This is a genomic window from Streptomyces sp. Tu 2975, from assembly GCF_009832925.1.
Classification (GTDB): Bacteria; Actinomycetota; Actinomycetes; order Streptomycetales; family Streptomycetaceae; genus Streptomyces.
The window spans coordinates 6,914,532-6,933,902 of sequence record NZ_CP047140.1 but is presented as its reverse complement, the minus strand read 5'-3'; the positions used below and the strand labels follow the sequence as shown (position 1 = coordinate 6,933,902).

General features: G+C 72.8%; 17 protein-coding genes and 1 pseudogene. 12 read left to right on the top strand and 6 right to left on the bottom strand.

Annotated features, from left to right (window positions below):
• Positions 1 to 155 precede the first annotated feature (155 nt).
• Entirely contained in the window at positions 156 to 839 is a 684-nt protein-coding gene (locus GLX30_RS31135; protein WP_159694282.1) for a glycerophosphodiester phosphodiesterase family protein, read from the top strand.
• 63 nt (positions 840 to 902) lie between these two features.
• On the opposite strand, the gene GLX30_RS31130 is transcribed toward GLX30_RS31135, so the two are convergent.
• Entirely contained in the window at positions 903 to 1,454 is a 552-nt protein-coding gene (locus GLX30_RS31130) for a GNAT family N-acetyltransferase (protein WP_159694281.1), read from the bottom strand.
• A gap of 214 nt (positions 1,455 to 1,668) precedes the next feature.
• Between GLX30_RS31130 and GLX30_RS31125 the strand changes: the two genes are divergently transcribed.
• From GLX30_RS31125 to GLX30_RS31105, 5 genes are all read left to right on the top strand, one after another.
• Positions 1,669 to 2,220 carry a DUF5134 domain-containing protein gene (locus tag GLX30_RS31125; protein ID WP_159694280.1) on the top strand — a complete coding sequence of 184 codons (552 nt, stop codon included), beginning with the start codon at positions 1,669 to 1,671 and terminating at the stop codon, positions 2,218 to 2,220.
• Positions 2,221 to 2,337: 117 nt separating this feature from the next.
• The gene (locus GLX30_RS31120; RefSeq protein WP_159694279.1) at positions 2,338 to 3,273 is read left to right on the top strand and encodes a M56 family metallopeptidase; all 936 of its coding nucleotides are present in this window, start codon (positions 2,338 to 2,340) and stop codon (positions 3,271 to 3,273) included.
• A 32-nt stretch (positions 3,274 to 3,305) separates the two neighbouring features.
• Entirely contained in the window at positions 3,306 to 4,037 is a 732-nt protein-coding gene (locus GLX30_RS31115) for a phosphatase PAP2 family protein (RefSeq protein WP_159694278.1), read from the top strand.
• A 19-nt stretch (positions 4,038 to 4,056) separates the two neighbouring features.
• Positions 4,057 to 4,767: an HAD family hydrolase gene (locus GLX30_RS31110; RefSeq protein WP_159694277.1), complete on the top strand. Its 711-nt coding sequence runs from the start codon at positions 4,057 to 4,059 to the stop codon at positions 4,765 to 4,767.
• 152 nt (positions 4,768 to 4,919) lie between these two features.
• On the top strand, positions 4,920 to 5,573 hold the full coding sequence (locus GLX30_RS31105; protein ID WP_159694276.1) for a TetR/AcrR family transcriptional regulator: 654 nt from the start codon (positions 4,920 to 4,922) through the stop codon (positions 5,571 to 5,573).
• On the opposite strand, the gene GLX30_RS31100 is transcribed toward GLX30_RS31105, so the two are convergent.
• Complete coding sequence (locus tag GLX30_RS31100) at positions 5,549 to 7,060, bottom strand: hypothetical protein (RefSeq protein WP_159694275.1); 1,512 nt, start codon at positions 7,058 to 7,060, stop codon at positions 5,549 to 5,551. The genes GLX30_RS31105 and GLX30_RS31100 overlap by 25 nt on opposite strands.
• Before the next feature lie 181 nt (positions 7,061 to 7,241).
• Between GLX30_RS31100 and GLX30_RS31095 the strand changes: the two genes are divergently transcribed.
• Both GLX30_RS31095 and GLX30_RS31090 read left to right on the top strand, forming a co-directional pair.
• Positions 7,242 to 7,907: a DUF305 domain-containing protein gene (locus GLX30_RS31095; protein ID WP_208545517.1), complete on the top strand. Its 666-nt coding sequence runs from the start codon at positions 7,242 to 7,244 to the stop codon at positions 7,905 to 7,907.
• Positions 7,908 to 8,110: 203 nt separating this feature from the next.
• Positions 8,111 to 9,478 (top strand): FAD-dependent oxidoreductase, encoded by a 1,368-nt coding sequence (locus tag GLX30_RS31090; protein ID WP_159694274.1) that lies wholly within the window; start codon positions 8,111 to 8,113, stop codon positions 9,476 to 9,478.
• Positions 9,479 to 9,554: 76 nt separating this feature from the next.
• On the opposite strand, the gene GLX30_RS31085 is transcribed toward GLX30_RS31090, so the two are convergent.
• Complete coding sequence (locus tag GLX30_RS31085; protein WP_159694273.1) at positions 9,555 to 9,905, bottom strand: helix-turn-helix domain-containing protein; 351 nt, start codon at positions 9,903 to 9,905, stop codon at positions 9,555 to 9,557.
• 204 nt (positions 9,906 to 10,109) lie between these two features.
• On the opposite strand from GLX30_RS31085, the gene GLX30_RS31080 reads away from it, so the two are divergent.
• A complete protein-coding gene (locus GLX30_RS31080; protein WP_159694272.1) occupies positions 10,110 to 11,189 on the top strand; it encodes an NADH:flavin oxidoreductase/NADH oxidase in 1,080 nt (359 codons plus the stop codon).
• 292 nt (positions 11,190 to 11,481) lie between these two features.
• Positions 11,482 to 12,567 (top strand): sialidase family protein, encoded by a 1,086-nt coding sequence (locus tag GLX30_RS31075; RefSeq protein ID WP_159694271.1) that lies wholly within the window; start codon positions 11,482 to 11,484, stop codon positions 12,565 to 12,567.
• Between the two features lie 205 nt (positions 12,568 to 12,772).
• On the opposite strand, the pseudogene GLX30_RS31070 reads toward GLX30_RS31075, so the two are convergent.
• Positions 12,773 to 13,449: pseudogene (locus GLX30_RS31070) on the bottom strand (uracil-DNA glycosylase).
• Positions 13,450 to 13,804: 355 nt separating this feature from the next.
• Here GLX30_RS31070 and GLX30_RS31065 point away from each other — a divergent pair.
• Entirely contained in the window at positions 13,805 to 14,815 is a 1,011-nt protein-coding gene (locus GLX30_RS31065; RefSeq protein ID WP_244258331.1) for a BadF/BadG/BcrA/BcrD ATPase family protein, read from the top strand.
• 72 nt (positions 14,816 to 14,887) lie between these two features.
• Positions 14,888 to 15,805: a hypothetical protein gene (locus GLX30_RS31060; protein WP_159694269.1), complete on the top strand. Its 918-nt coding sequence runs from the start codon at positions 14,888 to 14,890 to the stop codon at positions 15,803 to 15,805.
• A gap of 425 nt (positions 15,806 to 16,230) precedes the next feature.
• Here the strand turns inward: GLX30_RS31060 and GLX30_RS31055 are convergent, their stop codons facing one another.
• Both GLX30_RS31055 and GLX30_RS31050 read right to left on the bottom strand, forming a co-directional pair.
• A complete protein-coding gene (locus tag GLX30_RS31055; protein WP_159694268.1) occupies positions 16,231 to 17,280 on the bottom strand; it encodes a lactonase family protein in 1,050 nt (349 codons plus the stop codon).
• Positions 17,281 to 17,410: 130 nt separating this feature from the next.
• Positions 17,411 to 18,919, bottom strand: a complete 1,509-nt coding sequence (locus GLX30_RS31050) for an FUSC family protein (RefSeq protein WP_159694267.1) — start codon at positions 18,917 to 18,919, stop codon at positions 17,411 to 17,413.
• Positions 18,920 to 19,371 lie beyond the last annotated feature (452 nt).

Genomic DNA, 19,371 nt, shown 5'->3' with positions numbered 1-19,371 from the left:
GCGGTCCGCACGCCGTTGACGCCGTCGGTGTGCGGCTTCCGGACACCCCGCGCGCGAGCGGTTCCGTCTCCGGGAGGGGCCGTTAGGCTGCCTCGGTACCGCCGGGCGCCGGGCTGCGTCCCGCGGGAGCCGCCGTCGACGGAAGCGAGAGAATCTTGACTTTCCTCACCATCGGTCATCGCGGGGTCATGGGCGTCGAGCCGGAGAACACCCTGCGTTCCTTCGTCCGCGCCGAGCAGGCCGGCATGGACGCCATCGAACTCGATCTGCATCTGAGCAAGGACGGCGCGCTCGCCGTCATGCACGACGCCGACGTGGACCGCACGACCGACGGAAGCGGCTCCATCGCCGAGCTGACGCTCGCCGAGCTGCGTCAGCTCGACGCGGGCGGCGGCGAGCGGGTGCCGGTGTTCGAGGAGGTTCTCGACGCCGTGCGGTGCCCGCTCCAGGCGGAGATCAAGGACGTGGCCGCGGCACGTGCGCTGGCCGAGGTGATGCGCCGGCGCGATCTGGTGCCCCGGGTCGAGGTCTCCTCGTTCCACGACGACGCGATCGCCGAGATCTCCGCGCTGGTGCCCGGGGTGCGCACGGTGCTGATCGCCAGCCGCTGGGGCGCCGACATCACGGACCGGGCGAAGGCCGTCGGCGCCCACGCCTTGGCGCTGAACATCCGCAGGCTGACGCTGGAGACCGTCGAGACGGCGCACGCCGAGGGGCTGCGGGTGATCGGCTGGGTGGTCAACACCCAGGAGCATCTGCGGCTGGTGCGCGCCCTCGAGCTCGACGGCGCGACCACGGACTTCCCCGAGATCCGGCGCACCGGCCGTTTCACGGCCTGACCGCCCCTTCCCGGGCTCGCCGGCACTGCCGTCGAACCGGCGGGCGCTCCCGGGGCCGGTCGCTCAGACGAGGACCTTCACCAGGAGCTCGAAGGCGAGATCGTCGCGCCGCGGAACGCCGAACCGCTCGTCGCCGTACGGGAACGGGGTCATCCGGCCCGTACGGCGGTAGCCGCGGCGCTCGTACCAGGCGATCAGGTCCTCTCGCACGGAGATCACCGTCATGTGCATCTCGCTCACGCCCCAGGTCTCGCGCACTCTGCGCTCCGCCTCCGCGATGATCCTGCGGCCCAGACCGGCGCCCTGGAGGTCGGGGCGGACCGCGAACATGCCGAAGTAGGCGGCGTCGCCGCGGTGCTCGAGCTGGCAGCAGGCGACCGGCTCCCCGTCCCCTTCGACGATCATCAGACGGCTGCCGGGGGCGGTGATGACCTCGCGCACCCCCTGCGGGTCGGTGCGCTGCCCACCGAGGATGTCGGCTTCCGAGGTCCAGCCCGCGCGGCTCGACTCCCCGCGGTACGCCGACTCGATCAGCGCGACGAGAGCCGGTACGTCTGCCTGGGCCGCGTCGCGGTAGGTGAGCTCGGCCGAGTCCCTGGGCGGGGCGGTGTCCATGGAGTGGCTCCGTTCCAACGGGTGCGATCGGCACGAGAGTAACCCGGGCCGCGCACACGCCCCGAGCCGGTCCGCCGTGAGCTCTCGTGCGCTCGCCGCGCTCCCCTCGCGCCTCCGTGTACTCCCCCGTACCCCCGTGCGCTCGCGTACGCGGACGGGAGGCGGGCATCGACTCCTCGACCGCCGCCGAGGCCGGCCGAAGGGGAGGTACGCCGTGCACGGACCCGCGATGTCCGGCTGGCTGCTCATGGTGCTGTGCACCGCGACCGGTCTGTACTGCCTGATCCGGATGCGCGGTTGCCGAGGACCGGACAGAAGGGCGGCGGGCGGCGAAGCCCTGATGGGACTCGGCATGGCGGCGATGGCCGTGCCCGCCACCGTGTTCACCCTGCCGAGCTGGCACTGGGTGGTGTACGCGGTCGTGTTCGGCGCGGCGGCGGGGCACGCCATGCGGCCCGTCAGGAACGGCGGGCGCCATCTCCACCATGCCGTCGGCTGCCTGGCGATGGTCTACATGGCGGCCGCGATGGCCGGTACGGGCGCACACGGGGCGCACACGGCCGGCGGCGTCCCGCTCCTCACCGGCGTGCTGCTCCTCTACTTCGCCGGATACGTGCTGCGCTCCGGCCCCCGGCTGGTACCGCTCGCCCCGGTGGGCGGCGGCACGGTCCCGGTGGCGGATCCGGCCGGTTCGCGGCCCGAGTTGGTACCGGCCTGCAGGGTCTCGATGGCGACGGCCATGGTGGTGATGCTGCTGGCCCTGTGAGGGTCGTTGCCCTGCGAGAGACGGCCCGCGCCCGCCGCCGCATCCGCCGCCGTGGCGTGCGTCACTTGACGCGCACGGGCATACCCGCAAGTAGCTCCGCGCTCATAGGCTGCCCCCATGATGGTCTCGCTCGCGCTGCTGCTGCTCGGCGCACTGGCCGCCGTCGTCGCTCCGCGCCTCGTGTCGCGTGCCGACTGGCCGGAGCGCGAGCCCGTCGTCGCCCTGTGGGTGTGGCAGTGCGTGGTCGCCGCCGTGCTGCTGTCGTTCGCCCTCTCCATGACGTTCAGCGCTGCCGCCGCCTGGCAGCTGGTGCGGGGCCACGTCTTCGCGTCCGCGCCGCACGGTGTCGTCGAGGCGTACGCGCTCGGGACGAACGGGACATGGTCCGCCGCCCTCGCCGTGGTCCTGGCCTGCGGCGGCCTGTGGACCGGAGCCATGCTGGCGCGGGAGATCCACCGGGCGCATGCTCGGCGCAAGCGGCAACGCGCCGAGCTGCTCGTGCGCTCGCCGCTCATGCCGGACGAGGTCCCCGGCAGTGAGCCCCTGGTCGTCCTGGAGGCCGAGCGGCCGGACGCTTGGTGGCTGCCTGGCGCCGCGCCCCAGCTGGTCATCACGACAGCGGCGTTGCGGCGGCTGAAGGGCCGCCAGCTCGACGCGGTGCTCGCTCACGAGCAGGGCCACGCACGGGCCAGGCACGACTGGCTGCTGCACTGCTCGGCCGCGCTGGCCAACGGCTTTCCGCAGATCCCGGTCTTCGCCGCGTTCCGTGACGAGATGCACCGGCTGGTCGAGCTGGCGGCCGACGACGTCGCTTCGCGGCGGTTCGGCCGGCTGACGATCGCGCTGGCCCTGGTCGAACTGAACGAGGAACGCGGTGTGTTCGGTCCGTGCCCGACACCGGGGGCGCAGCTGCCGCAGCGCGTGAACAGGCTGCTGACGCCGGTGCCCCGACTCACTCCCGCCCGCCGGCTGCGGCTGACGGCGGCCGCCGCTCTGGTCCCGGTGGTTCCGCTGCTCGTGGCCTTCGTGCCGGGACTGCGCGCGCTGGGATAGCCGTACGGCGACGAAGAAGACAGGATTTGTTCATGTCTTCCCCCCGCCCAACGGACTCCGCAACCCCCCACCGCACCAAGGAAACCTCCCACCGCACCGCGCCGCCGGATCGGGCGGCCAGGGCGGGCGCCCTCTGCCTCCGCGCCTGTCTGGTGACCGCCGCGCTGAGCGCCCTGCTGCTGGCGGCGGTCGCCGTCACCTGGTCACCGCTGATCTCCTTCGACCGGACGGTGGTGGACACGCTGCACACCTCCGCGGTCCAAGAGCCGACGTTCACGCAGGTCAACCGCGTACTGACCGACTGGGTGTGGGACCCGTGGACCATGCGGCTGCTCTCCGCCGCGGCGGTCGTGTGGCTGTGGCTGCGCGGCGAACGCCTCCTCGCGCTGTGGGTGACGCTCGCCAGCGCCCTCGGGACGGGTCTCCAGCAAGGCGTGAAGGCCCTCGTCGGGCGGGAGCGGCCCTCGTGGCCGGACCCGGTCGACTCGGCGCACTACGCGGCGTTCCCGTCCGGGCACGCGATGACCGCCGTGGTCACCTGCGGGCTGCTGCTCTGGCTCTGCAGGCGCCGGGGCATGGCCAAGGGCGCCTGGATGTGGTGCGTCGCCGGCGCGGCCGTCTCCGTCGTCGGCGTCGGCTTCACCCGGCTCTATCTGGGGGTGCACTGGCCTTCCGACGTGGTCGGCGGCTGGCTCCTCGGGGCGTGCGTCGTCGCTCTCGCCGTGGCCTCCTACGGGCGGGTGGCCTTGTCCCGCGGTCACTGAACGGCCGAGGATCCTGGGCATGACGATCAGGACTGTGCTCTTCGACTTCTCCGGGACGCTCTTCCGCATCGAGTCGGCCCGCAGCTGGCTCCGCGCGGTGCTGCACGACCACGGGGCCTCTCTGCCCGGGGACGAACTCGACCTGTACTCCCGGCGGCTGGAGGCGGCCGGCGCCCTGCCGGGCGGCGCCCACCCGGAACGGATCCCCGGCCACCTGACCGAGCTGTGGGCGGCGCGTGACACGGACGGGCACCGGCACCGGGCGGCGTACACGGGACTGGCGCGCGAGGTGCCCCTGCCGGACGAGGCCCTGTACGACGCCCTCTACGACCGCCATATGGCGCCAGGAGCCTGGAGCCCCTACCCGGACGCCGCGGAGGTGCTGCGCGGGCTGCGCGAACGGGACATCGGCGTCGGCGTGGTCAGCAACATCGGCTGGGACCCACGTCCGGTCTTCCGGACCCACGGCCTCGCGGAGCTGGTCGACACGTACACCCTGTCGTTCGAGCACGGCGTGACGAAACCCGACGTTCGGCTGTTCCGGACGGCGTGCGAGGGACTCGGCCGTGATCCGCGGGAGGTGCTGATGGTGGGCGACGACCGCCGCGCCGACGGCGGTGCCGCGGATCTGGGCTGCGCCGTCCACTTCGTGGACCACCTGCCGGTGGACGACCGGCCCGCGGGGCTGCTCCCGGTGCTCGGGCTCGTCGACGGGCGGCCCGCGCCGTAGGAGACTGGAAGCAGAACAAAGCCACCCGAACCGGACGATCCCCCGCGTCGCCCGGTTCGGGCAGCACCGCCCGCCGGCCCCGGCCCCCGAGGGCCGGACGACGGGACGCGCTGAGTATATTGGCTGTGAGCCAGTCAACGCAGGAGCCAAGCATGTCCCCGCGAAGCGCATCGGTCAATGAAGAGCTTCGTCGACGTTCTCGCCAGCGGCTTCTGCAGGCGACCGTGGAGCTGGTCGACGAGCGCGGTTACGAGGCCACGACCCTCGGAGACATCGCGGACCGGGCCGGTTCCGCCCGGGGCCTCGTCTCGTACTACTTCCCGGGTAAACGGCAGTTGCTGCAGTCCGCCGTGCACCGGCTGATGCACCTCACGCTCGAGGCGGCGCTGGAGAGGGAACCGCGCACCGACGACGGCCGCGAGCGGCTGGCCAGGGCCATCGACGCGATCCTCGGTCTCGCGACCGACCATCCCGTGCTGATGCGCACGCACATGGCGGGACTCCTGCAGGCCGACGGCTTCGTGCAGTGCTCGGAGCAGCAGCGGCTCGCCGGACTGCTCCGGGACACGGTGGAGCGCTACGGATCCCGGGACGTCGACACGGACTACCCGCTGCTGCGCGGGCTGCTGATGGGCGCGGTCTTCGCCCTGCTGCTGCCCGGCGTACCGATGCCCCGCGCGCGGCTGCGCGCGGAGCTGTTCCAGCGGTACGGGCTGGACTGGGAGCTGGGTGCTCCGCCGGACGGTCCCCCGCCCGGCGGAGTGCCGGATCACATCCCGGATCAGTCGTCGAAGTCGTCGAAGTAGTCCGGCTGCGTCTGCACGTTGAGCTCGTGCATCCGCACCTTGGCGCCGGCGTCGGTGCGCCGGTCGCTGATCTTCAGGACGTCGAAGCCCTTGGCCATGTCGTTGGAGTAGATGTAGCCGTTGTAGTAGTACGCGGACCAGGAACCGGCGACGGAGAGCCTGTCGGTGGTCAGCGGGCCGCGCTCGAAGTAGGCGATCTCCTTCGGCTTCGAGGAGTCGGTGAAGTCCCACACGGAGACGCCACCCTGGTACCAGGCCTGGACCATGATGTCGCGGCCCTTGACCGGGATCAGCGAGCCGTTGTGGGCCACACAGTTCTCGGTCACGGCCTGGTGGCGCGAGATCTTGAAGTAGCTGCGGAAGACCAGCTTGCGCTTGTCACCCTTGCCAACGATGTCGTAGATGCCGTCCGCGCCGCGGTTCGGGCCGATCTCGGCGTTGCAGGTGGCGGCGCTGCCGCCGCCGAGCTCGTCGGTGAAGACGACCTTGTTCGCCTTCTGGTTGAAGCTGGCCGAGTGCCAGAACGCGAAGTTGACGTTGTCCTGGACCCGGTCGATGACCCTCGGGTGCTCCGGGTCCTCGATGTCGAACAGGATGCCGTCACCCATGCAGGCGCCGGCGGCCAGGTCCTTGGAGGGCAGCACGGTGATGTCGTGGCAGCCCGTGGTCTTGGAGACGCCCGGGTTGGTGGGTGAGCCCGGGTTGCCGCCGCCGTCGGGTCCCTCACCCGGGAAGAGCACCGGGAAGTTCACGATCGCCGACTTCTCCGGGGCCTTGCGCGGCACCTTGATGACGGAGATCCCGTCGTGCGGCGGCCGGCAGTCGGGGAACGCGGCGTTCGGCGAGTACGAGGAGACGTACACGTAGACGTTCCTGCGCTCGGGCACCAGCGTGTGGGTGTGGGAACCGCACGCCGTCTCGACCGCGGCGACGTACTTCGGGTTCCTCTTGTCGCTGATGTCGAAGATCTTCATGCCCTCCCAGGACGACTTCTCGGTCGCCGGCTGGGACGTGCTGTTGCAGGAGTTGTCGCTCCGCGACGAGTCGGTGGACAGGAACAGCAGGTCACCCGAGACGGTGATGTCGTTCTGCGATCCCGGACACAGGACCTGCGAAACGGTCTTCGGGCGCTTCGGGTTGCTGATGTCGTAGATGACGAAGCCGTCGTAGTTACCGGCGAACGCGTACCTGCCCTGGAAGGCCAGGTCCGAATTGGTGCCGGTGATCGCATCCTTGGGGATGTTCGTCACGTGCTCGATGTTGTCGCTGTGGACGACCTCGTCCACGCCGGGTATCTCCCCGTCGCGGATGGCCGCCCTGGTCTCCGCCGACTCGTTCGTGGAGATGCTCTCGCGGGCGGTGGCGTCTCCCGGATCGGGAATCGCCGCCGCCGGCCCCGCCGCCAGCATGGTGGCGAGCAGTCCGGCCGCCGCCGCGGCGACACCCAGTCGTCTGCGTCGCACTCGGGTGGTGTGCAACAGGATCACTACGGTCCTCCCCTGGTATCCGTTCGTGGTTGAACGGTTCACGGACCCCGGCAGTATCTTCCCTAGCATGCACATCTCAACAGATGGCAACACGGACGTAATCGAGGTTTCTGACCGGCGACACGTGCGCAGTAAGTGAAGGCGGCCGTCCAAAGAGGCCCAAGTTACCCAGGAGGTCACCGTGTTGAACCGCCCCCGTACCGCGCGTCCGCGCAGATCGGCCGTGGCCGTGGCGGTCGCCGTGGCCGTACTGGCCCTGGGCGCATGCGAGTCGGAGCCCGACGGCCCGAAAAAGGCGGCGGGCGACGACAGACCCTCGGTGGTGGCGCCGGGGAAGCCCGGAGAGCCGGCGAGGACGCTCTCCGCGGAGGAGGCCGCCGCCGAACTACCGGACGACAGCCCCAACTCCGCCGACTTCGGCTATGCGCGGATGATGATCGAGCATCATGAGCAGGCGCTGCAGATGACGGCGCTCGCTCCGCAACGGGCCGGGTCGACGCAGGTGAAACGGCTCGCGGAACGGATATCCGCGGCCCAGAAGCCCGAGATCGACTCGATGCGCGGCTGGCTCGCGAACAACGGCGGCCCCAAGAAGGACGGCGGGCACGGACACGACCACGGCGCGATGCCGGGGATGGCCACGAAGGCCCAGCTGAAGCAACTGCGCGAGTCCGACGGCAGCGCCTTCGACGAGCTCTTCCTCAAACTCATGATCACCCACCATCAGGGGGCCGTGACGATGGCCGCCGAGGTGCTGTCCGACGGGAACAACGTCCAGGTCGAGGAGATGGCCAACGACGTGATCGCGCAGCAGACCGCCGAGATCGGCCGGATGCGCACCATGTGACGCGGACCCGGGGCCGGAGGAGGCACCGGGCGGAGGGGTCGCCCGGGCGGACAGGGCCGTCCTGACGACGGACGAGAGCTGCGACGTGCCGGACCGGGCCGGACGGACGAGCGCCGCGCCGGGAAGGACGCGGGGGGCACAAGCCTCCCCAGCGACGCGCTCCGGTGCGATGCTGGAGATCCCCCTGCGGGAAGGAGCGCCACGTGCTTCGCGTCGCCGTCGTCGGATCGGGTCCCAGCGGGGTCTACGCCGCGCAGGCCCTCGTCGGCCAGACCACTGTGCCCGATGTCCGGGTGCACATCCTTGACCGCCTCCCCTGCCCGTACGGGCTCGTGCGCTACGGCGTGGCTCCCGACCACGAAAAGATCAAGTCGCTGCAGAAGAGCCTGCGTGCGGTCCTCGAGGACGACCGGATCGATTTCCTGGGGAACGTCGAGGTCGGCAGGGCGGGCCTCGGTCCGGCGCAGCTGCTGGGGCTCTACCACGCGGTCGTGTACTGCGTGGGCGCGGCCAGGGACCGCAAGCTGGGCGTCCCGGGCGAGGACCTGCCCGGCAGCCACTCGGCCACCGACTTCGTCTCCTGGTACAGCGCCCACCCCGACGCGGCCCCGGACGCCTTCGCCCTCGGGGCGCGGGCGGCGGTCGTCATCGGTGTGGGCAACGTGGCGGTCGACGTGGCGCGCATCCTCGCGCGCGGCGCGGACGAGCTGCGCGGGACGGACGTCCCGGAGCGGGCACTGGCGGCGCTGGCCGCCAGCCAGGTCCGCGATGTGCACATGGTGGGCAGGCGCGGCCCGTCGGGCGCCAAGTTCACCACCAAGGAGCTGCGGGAGCTGGGCGCGTTGCCCTCTGCGGACGTCCTGGTGGACCCCGCGGATCTCGCCCTGGAGACGGCGTACGCCGATCCGGCCGCCGTGCCCGCGATCGTGCGGCGCAACCTCACCGTCGTACGGGAGTGGGCCGCCAGGCCCCCGCAGGGCCGGCCGCGCCGTATCCATGTGCGGTTCTTCCTGCGGCCGGTGGAGCTGCTGGAACGTGACGGACGGGTGGGCGGCGTCCGCTTCGAGCGGACCGAGCCGGACGGCACGGGCGGCGTACGCGGGACCGGCGCGTACCAGGACATCGAGGCGCAGCTGGTGCTCCGCGCGGTGGGCTACCGGGGCGTGCCCACGGAGGGGCTGCCCTTCGACGCCGATCGTGGAGTGGTGCCGAACTCCGCGGGACGGGTATTGCGGGACGGTCGGTTCTCGCCGGGCGAGTACGTGGCGGGATGGATCAAACGCGGACCGAACGGAGTGATCGGCACCAACCGCCCGTGCGCGAAAGAGACCGTCAACTCCCTGCTCGAGGACGCGGCGGCCCTGGTGGGGCGGCCGGTCGCGGCTGATCCGGAAGCCGAACTTCGGGCCATGGGGCAACAGCCGGTGCGGTGGCGCGGGTGGCTGGCGATCGAGGAGGCGGAAGCGGCTCTGGGACGCTCTCTGGGCAGGCCGCCCGTCAAGATCCCGGACTGGGCGGGGCTGCTGGAGGCGGCACGGGCCTCCGGAGGACCCGGCGAGGGCGGGCGATGACGGCCGTCACGTAGGCGTCCGGGCCGTTCCACGCCGCGAGGACGTGCACCCGGCCCGGGGCCTCGCAAGGGTCGTGTCAGGCGTCGGCGAGGCGGTGTTCCTGGGCCTCCGCCGCGTCGAGCACCCGGTCGAGCAGGCCGGGGAACAGGGCTTCGAGGTCGTCCCGCCGCAGACCGTTCATCTTCGCCGTGCCCTGGTAGGTCTGGCGGATCACACCGTTCTCGCGCAGCACGCGGAAGTGGTGGGTGGTCGTCGACTTGGTGACCGGCAGCTCGATGTCGGAGCAGGTCAGATCGGCCTCGCCGGCCGCGAGTTCACGCACGACACGCAGCCGCATGGGGTCGGCGAGGGCATGGAGCACGTTCTCCAGCCGGATCTCGTCGCGGCCGGGGTGGGCGAGCACTCGGGGGCTGGTCACGGTGGTCACGACGGCTCCGCTTCGTCCGGGGAGGTCCATGGTACGAGGCCCTTCGTAGTTCGACGCCTCTCGTGGTTCCTCTCCAGGCCCGGGTCCGCGTTCGGTCATCCGGTAGCTCTCATAGTTCGATACCCCTCGTAGTTTGACTTCCATCGTACTACGGTGTCTATCGTACGAGGAGTACACCGGTCCCTCTCCCGAACGGAGCCCGCCGTGAGCGCGTTGTTCGAGCCCTGCACCCTGCGGTCACTGACCATCCCCAACCGCGCCTGGATGGCGCCGATGTGCCAGTACAGCGCCGAGACCTTCGGCCCGGACGCGGGGGTCGCCGGCGACTGGCACTTCGCCCACTACGCCGCCCGTGCCGCCGGCGGCACGGGACTCATCCTCGTCGAGGCGACCGCGGTGAGCCCCGAGGGCCGCATCAGCCCCGCGGACCTCGGCATCTGGAACGACACCCAGGTCGCGGCCTTCCGCCGGATCACCGCGTTCCTCGAGAGCCAGGGCACGGTGCCCGGCATCCAGATCGCCCACGCCGGACGTAAGGCGTCGACCGACCGCCCGTGGAACGGCGGCGCGCCGGTCGGCCCCGAGCAGCACGGCTGGCAGCCCCTGGCGCCGAGCGCGATCCCGTTCGCCGAGGGACATCCCGTACCCGACGAGCTGACCGGCGCGCAGATCGCCGAGATCACCGGGCAGTTCGCCGACGCGGCCCGCCGCGCCCTGGCCGCGGGCTTCAAGGTGGCCGAGATCCACGGCGCGCACGGCTATCTGATCGGTGAATTCCTCTCGCCGCACAGCAACCACCGCACCGACGAGTACGGGGGCTCCTTCGACAACCGGGTGCGCTTCGCGCTGGAGGTCGTGGACGCGGTACGCGCCGTCTGGCCCGAGGAACTGCCGCTGTTCTTCCGGATCTCCGCCACGGACTGGCTCGAGGAAGGAGGCTGGACGCCGGACGACACTGTCCGCTTCGCCGCCCTCCTCAAGGACCACGGCGTGGACCTCCTGGACGTCTCCAGCGGCGGCAACGCCGCCCGCGTGCGGATCCCCACCGGCCCCGGCTACCAGGTCCCGTTCGCGGCCAGGGTCAAGGCGGAGACGGACCTGCCGGTGGCGGCGGTCGGCCTGATCACCGACGCGGAGCAGGCGGAGAAGATCCTCGCGAACGGCGAGGCCGACGCGGTGCTGCTCGGCCGCGAGCTGCTCCGCAACCCCTCCTGGGCCCGCCACGCGGCGCGCGAACTGGGCGGCGAGGTGCACGTGCCGCAGCAGTACCACCGATCGGTCTGAGCGGGGGTCCACGGCGCGGACGCGGTCGGCGGGACGACTCCGCGCGGACGGTCCTCGCAGCACGGGCCCGCGGCCGAATTCCTCCGCGGAGGCACGGCGCGGGCCCGGCGGATGTGCACGTGTTCCCGTCCCACCGATGAGTTCCGGGCCGGCCGGCGGTCAGCACTCCATTGCCGGGCCGGCCTGGGTGACGGGCGCCCACCTGCACCGAGAGCGTCCTGCGGGCCACTGTCGGTGGTCGGGTGCAGACTGGCCCACAACCGAGACAAAGGCGTCCTGGAGGTAGCAGGTCATGACCGATGTTCTTCTCACCGTGGGCACACGCAAAGGGCTCTTCATCGGCCGCAGGAGCGGCGGCACCTGGGAGTTCAGTGGCCCGCACTTCAACGCGCAGGCCGTGTACTCGATCGGCATCGACACCCGCCGGGCCGTCCCCAGGCTGCTGGTCGGCGGCGACAGCGCCCACTGGGGCCCCTCGGTGTTCCACTCGGACGACCTGGGGACGACCTGGATCGAGCCGGAGAAGCCGGCGGTCAAGTTCCCGAAGGACACGGGTGCGTCGCTGGAGCGTGTCTGGCAGCTGCACCCCGCCTCCGACGCCGACCCGGACGTGGTCTACGCGGGCACCGAGCCCGCGGCGCTCTTCCGCTCGGAGAACGGCGGCGACAGCTTCGAGCTGGTCCGGCCGCTGTGGGAGCACCCGACGCGTTCGCAGTGGGTGCCCGGTGGCGGCGGCGAGGCCGTCCACACCGTGATCACCGACCCGAGGGACCCGCTGGCCGTGACGGTCGCCGTCTCGACGGCCGGGGTGTTCCGCTCCCGTGACGGCGGGGAGAGCTGGACCCCGTCGAACCAGGGCGTGTCGGCCGTCTTCCTGCCCGACCCGAACCCCGAGTTCGGCCAGTGCGTCCACAAGATCGCACAGGACGCCGTCGACCCCGACCGTCTGTATCTGCAGAACCACTGGGGCGTGTTCCGCAGTGACGACGCCGGGGCGAAGTGGACCGACATCGGCGCGGGGCTGCCGTCCGACTTCGGCTTCGCCATGGCGGCCCATCCGCACCGCGCGAACACCGCGTACGTGTTCCCGATCACCGCCGACGCGGACCGCGTCCCCGCCGAGCGCCGCTGCCGCGTCTACCGCACCCGTGACGCGGGCGAGACCTGGGAGGCGCTGTCGGCCGGACTGCCCGAGGGCGACCACTTCGGCACGGTGCTCAGGGACGCCCTCTGCACGGACGACGCCGACCCGGCGGGCATCTACTTCGGCAACCGCAACGGTGAGGTGTACGCGAGTGCGGACGACGGCGACAGCTGGCAGTTGCTCGCCTCGCACCTCCCGGACGTGCTGTGCCTGCGGGCGGCCGTCATGAAGTGACGCCGATGAAGTGACACCGCAGCCTCACGGCGCCCCGAGGCTTCCCGTTCGCCAGGGCCGGCGGGAGAGGAGGTGCTGCGCACGACCGGTGAGGAGCGCCGAGATCGGCGCGCGGATCTCCTCCCCCACGCCGCGGGTCGTTGTCGGTGGGGACGAGCCGGGCCCTGGGATGCGGCCAGGGCCCGGGCGGACCGCGAAGCGCGTGCTACGGGAGCCGCCAGTCGACCGGCTCGGCCCCCAGGCGGAGCAGGAGTTCGTTGGTGCGGCTGAAGGGCCGTGAGCCGAAGAAGCCCCGGTCCGCCGACATGGGCGAGGGGTGTGCGGACTCGATGGCCGGCAGGTCGCCCAGCAGGGGCGGGCATTGCGGGCGTCACGCCCCCAGAGCACCGACACCAGCGGCTTGCCCCGGGCTGCGAGCGCCCGGATGGCCTGCTCGGTCACTTCCTCCCAGCCCTTGCCGCGATGCGCCCCGGGCTTGCGAGGTGCCGTGGTCAGGGCCCTGTTGAGCAGCAGCACGCCCTGACGGGTCCAGGGAGTCAGGTCGCCGTTCGACGGGCGGTCCACGCCGAGGTCCGTGTGCAGTTCACGGAAGATGTTCTCCAGGCTTCCCGGCAGCGAACGGACCTCGGGTGCGACCGCGAAGCTGTGTCCGATCGCCATCCCCGGTGTGGGGTAAGGGTCCTGTCCCACTATCAGCACCCGCACCTCGTCGAAGGGCTGCTGAAAGGCGCGCAGAACGTGCTGCCCTGCCGGCAGATAGGTCCGTCCCGCCGCGATCTCCGCACGCAGGAAGTCCCCCATCGTCGCGATGCGCCCGGCCACGGGACGCAGCGCCTCGGCCCATCCGGGCTCCACAAGTTCACTCAACGGTCGTGCTGCCACGGCCCGTCACTCTACCGGCCCACAGAGGGCCCTCCGACCGGTGGCGAAGTGCCCGTGCGGCGCAGGGGTCGACGCCCGCCGCCGACCGCCATCGTGTGCCGACCCCGCCCGCGACCGTGTTCCCGCCGCCATCCGCCGGCGCGGCCGCCCTGGCGCTGACCGCCGGCACTCCACCACCGATCCCGCGCCGCCCCGCCCCGCCCCGCCCCGCGACGGCTCAACCCCCGTCGGCACGCCCCGACATGCCCGTCCTGGGGATAGGCTGCCGCCGTCGTTACCGGTCCTCTACGTCCTGGAGTCGTGTGAACGAGCTGGTGCTGCGTCACAACGCCCGTCCTTTCAGCCGGCGGCTGCCGTGAGCTGGGTGCTGGGTGTGGACTCGGGCGGCTCGGGACTGCGCGCGGCGCTCGCGGAGGCCGCACGGCCGGAGCAGGCGCGGACCGCCTCCTCCGGCGAGCCGGTGCGCACGGGCGACGCGGGGATCGACGCCGGGCACATGCGGGAGCAGTTGGTCCCCATGGCGCGGGGGCTCCTGGACCGGGCAGGGGCCGGCCGGCTGTCGGCCGTGGTGATCGGCGCGGCGGGGATGGCCACACTCGGCGGCCGGCTGCGGGCCGAACTGCCTGCCGTGCTGGACAGTGAGCTCGGCGTACGGCGCCTGGGTCTGGCCGCCGACGCTGTCACCGCGTACGCAGGCGCGCTCGGCGGCAGGCCCGGGGCCGTGGTCGCCGCCGGCACCGGGATGATCGCCCTGGGCACCGATCTGACCTCCTGGCGCCGTGCCGACGGCTGGGGCCATCTGCTGGGCGACTGCGGCAGCGGCGCCTGGATCGGAAGGGCGGGGCTCGAGGCGGCGCTGCGCGCCCACGACGGCCGGCGGGGCGGCTCGGCCGCCCTCCTGGAGCGGATGGAGTCGACGCTCGGCCCGGCCGCGGAGCTGCCGGGGGTGCTCTACCCCCGCACGGACCGGCCCGCGGTGCTCGCCTCCTTCGCACCGGAGGTCGGCCGGTGCGCCGGACACGATCCGGTGGCCGCAGGCATCCTCGAGCGGGCCGCGGGGCACATCGCCGAGGCCGCCGCCGCTGTCTGTCCTCCGGCGGACGAGGTGCCGGAGGGCTGCGAGGTCGCCCTGACCGGTGGGCTGCTGAAGCTCGGGGAGCCGCTGCTCGGCCCGCTGCGCACCGAGCTGGCCGGGCAGTTGCCGCACGCCCGCCAGGTGGCCGCGGACGGCGATCCGCTCTTCGGGGCGCTGCGCCTCGCAGCTTCCCTCGCCGCCGGTGAACTGCGGCTGCCCGCGCATCCGACCATGCTCTACGTCCCAGGTGGGACGGGGTTGCGGGACGATCACGCGGACCGCACCGGATAAACCGGGACAGATGACGCTCGTCCGCCCCCTCCCCGAACAGCCGCTCAGGCAAAACCAGTAGCATGCGGCGCCATGAGCTCCTCCACTGGGCCTGCACCCGGCCTGCCTGTACGAATGCCGCGACCCCGCCAGTCCGGGCGACACCGTCGCCCGGAGCCCGTGGCGGCTCCCGAGGGCGCTCCCGCCCTTGTGCTCGCTGTGCCCGGCGCCCCGTCGCCCACCACGCGCAGCCTGGCCGAAGAGGTCATAAGCATCGCCCGGTCCGAGCTGCCCGGCCTCGACGTCGCCATCGGTTACCTCGACGGTGACGACGCCGAGTACCCCACGCTGCAGAACGTGCTCGCGCACACCGCGGCCCGGCGTACCGAGCGCTACGAGATCGCCAAGGCCGCCGGCCGTGAGGTGGCGGAGCCCGAGGGACCCGCCGCGGTCGTGGTGCCGCTGCTGGCGGGCCCGGACAACGCGCTGATGCGCCGCGTCCGCCAGGCCGTCATGGACAGCCGCGCCGCCGCGGAGCTGACCGACGTCCTCGGCCCGCACCCGCTGCTGGCGGAGGCCGTGCACGTACGCCTCTCCGAGGCCGGGCTGGCCCGCGCCGACCGCGCCCGGCTGTTCACGGTGGCCACGGCCGCCGACGGCATCATCCTGGCCACCGTGGGCGGCGAGGAAGCGGTGCAGGCCGCGGGGATCACCGGCATGCTGCTCGCCGCGCGCCTCGCCGTGCCGGTGATGGCCGCCGCGCTCGACGAGGAGGGCTCTGTCGCCGCGATCGCGGGGCAGTTGCGTGGCTCGGGGTCGGTGCAGCTGGCGCTCGCCCCGTACCTGGTGGGCCCGGAGCTGCCCGAGGGTCTGCTCGACGCCGCCGCGAAGGACGCGGGCTGCGCGGCCGCGGAGGCGCTCGGCGCGTACCCGGCGATCGGCAAGCTGGTGCTGTCGCAGTACACGACCGCGCTGGGTATCGCGCCGCAGCCCGGGACGCCGCCCCACTGACGCCACGGGCGGCGGTCACGGCCGACGAGGAGCATCACGCCGCAGGGCCCGTGCCGGGCGACTCATGTCGCTCGGCACGGGCCCTGTGCGCTGCGACGGGGGAAGCGCGCCCACCCCGCTCGGGAGCCGGTGATGCCGTACGGTCGCCCGGCGCACCGGAGATGCGGCCCGCGCCCAGCGGGCCGACCCGGACGTCGGCCGCCCGTGTCGTCCGTCCAGAGGGGTCAGGCCAACACCGCGCAGGACTCCGCGGGCCGACCGGGACGTCGGCCGCCCGTGTCGTCCGTGCGGAGGCGTCGGGCGAAGACCACTCAGAACCCCGCGGGCCGACCCGGACGTCCGTCCGGAAAAGGTCAGGCCAACAGCGCGGAGGACCCCGCGGGCCCGACCCGGACGTCGGCCGACCCGACGTCCGTCCGGAAGCGTCAGGCGAAGACCACGCAGGACGCCGCCGGAACGGCGAGCGACCCGATGCGGTGCGGGATGCCGGTGGCCGGGTCGACGGTGAACCAGGTCACGTCGCCCGATCGCTCGTTCGCCGCGTAGAGCCGGCGGCCCGTCGGGTCCAGTGCGAGGTCCCGTGGCCAGTGCCCGCCGCAGGGCACGTCGGTGACGAGCGTCGCCCGCTCCCCCGTCGGGTCGAGAGCGAGCACGGCGATGGTGTCGAGGCCCCGGACCGCGACCCACAGGTGCCGGCCGTCGTGCGAGACGACCGGGACGGAGGGGTAGGCGAGGCCGGTCGTACCGTCCGGCACCACCGCCGTCTCGCCGACCGGTTCCAGCAGTCCGGCGGCCGGGTCCCAGCGGCACAGGGTGATGACGGGCTCGAGCTCACCGAGTACATAGGCGTGCCGCCCGTCCGGGTGGAAGGCGAGGTGGCGCGGCCCGGTGCCCGGACGCAGCGGCGTCTCGCGGTGGGGTGTCAGAGCGTCCGCGGCGGTGTCGAGCGCGCAGATACGCACGGAATCGGTCCCGAGGTCGACGCTGAGCACCCAGCGCCCGGTCGGGTCCGGGAGCACCTGGTGGGCGTGCGGCGCGCGCTGGCGCTCGGTCACGGGGCCGTGCCCCTCGTGCCTCATGATGCCGCCGACGGGTCCGGGCGCGCCGTCGGTGCCGACGGGCAGGACGCTCACGCTGCCGGAGCCGTAGTTGGCGGTCATCACGTGCCCCTGCGAGACCGCGATGTGCGTCGGGGCAGAGCCGCCCACCGGCACCTGTCGGCCGATGGGCCGCGGTGCCCCGCCGGTGGCGGCGAAGGCCGCCACCGCCCCGTCCGCCGTCTCGGAGACCGCGTAGACGACGGTGCCGGCCGGTGTGGTCACGGCGGTCAGGTAGGAGGGGTCGGCGACGGCGTCGCTCGCCCCTGTCTCGGTGAGCGCTCCGGTCGCCGGGTCCACGGCTGCGGCCACGACGCCGCGCCCACCCGCCGAGGTGTACGAGCCGATGAACGCCCGTCCCCCGCTGTCGTCCGCCACTGCGCCGCCCCTCTTCGGCCTGCCGGCCGTCCGTCACGGATCACTGCTGCTGCCACGAAGGTAGCAGCTTGGTCCAGACCAATACGATGATCGGGGTGACGGACGTGCGACCGCCCCGGCGGGTACCGGCTCAGGCCGCTACCAGCGGCGCGCGCGGTGACGTACGCACGGGAGCGGCCAGCTCCGCAAGCGCCCGCTCCAGGCCGTGCAGATGCGCGAGCGCGCCCTCGGCTCCCGGGTGATGCCCGGGCAACAGGGCGACCGCCACGGCCGTGGGGGCGGCGGGCGGCGCCACCAGGGCGTGGACCGCCGCTTCCACGCGTCGGCAGGCCGCCGCGAGGCGGGCGTCGTGCGACGCCTGGGGGTCCGCCGCGACCGCGGCCAGCCCCCGCACCTCGCGGGCGCAGTCGTCGAGGAGTGCCAGCACCCGGCGGGCACGCGCCTTGCGGGCGCGAAGCGGCGAAAGAGGATGCATCAGCGGCACGAGCGACAGCCGGACCCTGGCGAGCAGCCCCTCGAGCTCGGTGACGTGCGGGGCCGGGTCGGCGTCCACCGAGCCGGCCAGACGTGCCGCGGCCTCCGCGGTGCAGCGGTGCACACCGCGCACGGCCTGCTCGATCCAGGCGTGGGTGGTGGCGTGCGTGGTGACGGGAAGGACCAGCAGCACGGCGAGCATCGCGCCCGCAGCACCTACGGCCGTCTCCGCGAGGCGCAGCAGCAGCAGTGCCGGCTCGAGGAAGCCGAGAAGCCCGTACAGCAGGCTGACCAGGACCGTCACGGCGAACATCATCCAGCTGTACGAGACGGCGGCGGTGTAGAAGATGCCGAAGACGCACGCCGCGGTGAGCACCGCCGTGGGGACGGTCGCGCCGTGCAGCGGGACGGCGACGAGGACACCGGCGCCGATACCGAGGAACGTACCGAGGACCCGGCGGAAGCCGCGGACCAGGGTCTCCCCGCGTGAGGAGGTGTTGACGAAGACCCACCAGGAGGCACCGACGGCCCAGTACCAGCGGTCTCCGGAGACGATCTGGCCGACGACGAGCGCAAAGGCCCCGCCCGCCACCGCCTGGACGGCCTGCCGTGTGGTGATCCGGGCAAGCCCCGAGCCGCCGGGCAGCGCCGGGACGACCGGCGCCGGCAGCCGCCGCTCGTAGCACCAGAGCCCGAAGCGGACGGCCGAAGAGGCCAGCACGGCGAGGAGCACGGCGGCGTACACCTCGGGCAGTTGCCGGGGCGCGGTGTGCAGGAACTGCGCCACGAAGAAGGTCATGAAGGCGAAGGTGCCGAGCGCGTGGCCGCGCGGACCCCAGCGCCGCGCGTACACACCGGCGCCGGCCACGGCGAGGAACGCCAGGTCGCGGGGCACGGCGTGATCGTGCAGGCCGGCGGCGAGGGCCAGTACGGGTAGGCCGACGGCGGGCAGCAGCGCGGTGGTGACGGCCTGGCCGCGGACCGAGCGGTCCGTGACGGTGAACAGGGCGAGGAGCGCGGAGAGCCCGCCGGTGACGACCGCGGGCAGAGCGAGACCGGCGAGGGCGCAGACCGCGACCGCCAGGCCGACGCCGAGCACGGCCCTGACGGCGCTGCGCAGGCGCAGCCGTCCGGGATCCGCGGCGACGAACATCCTCTTCAGCACTGCTTACCGTCCCCTTCTTGTTCGGGCATGAAAAAGGCGCCACGGATTACCGCAGCGCCATCGACACGCCTATGACACCATCTTTAGGCCCGCTGGCTCAACTCATCCGGATCCGACTGGGCCATTGGCTCACACGAGCGTGCCGCCGTGGGCCGCGGATCCGGCCATTGGTCCACGGTCCACGGCCCCCGCCCGTCCACGGGCCCCGGAGCGAAGCCCCGGCCCGCCCGTCCGCGGCACTCGCGCAGCCCGCACCGCCCGCGTCAGGTGCCCCGTCGCAGGGGCCCGCCGCCTCGGCAGTCGCGCCGCACCCTCCGCGCTCGTGCCGCCCGGCCGCAGAGCCCCGCCCTTACCCATGGCGCCTTCCGCCGTCGGTCGCCCGCCCGCAGTGGGTCTTCGCCGTCCATGGGTACCCGCCGACTTCCGGACGGCGGCGGCAGCACGGGCCGAGG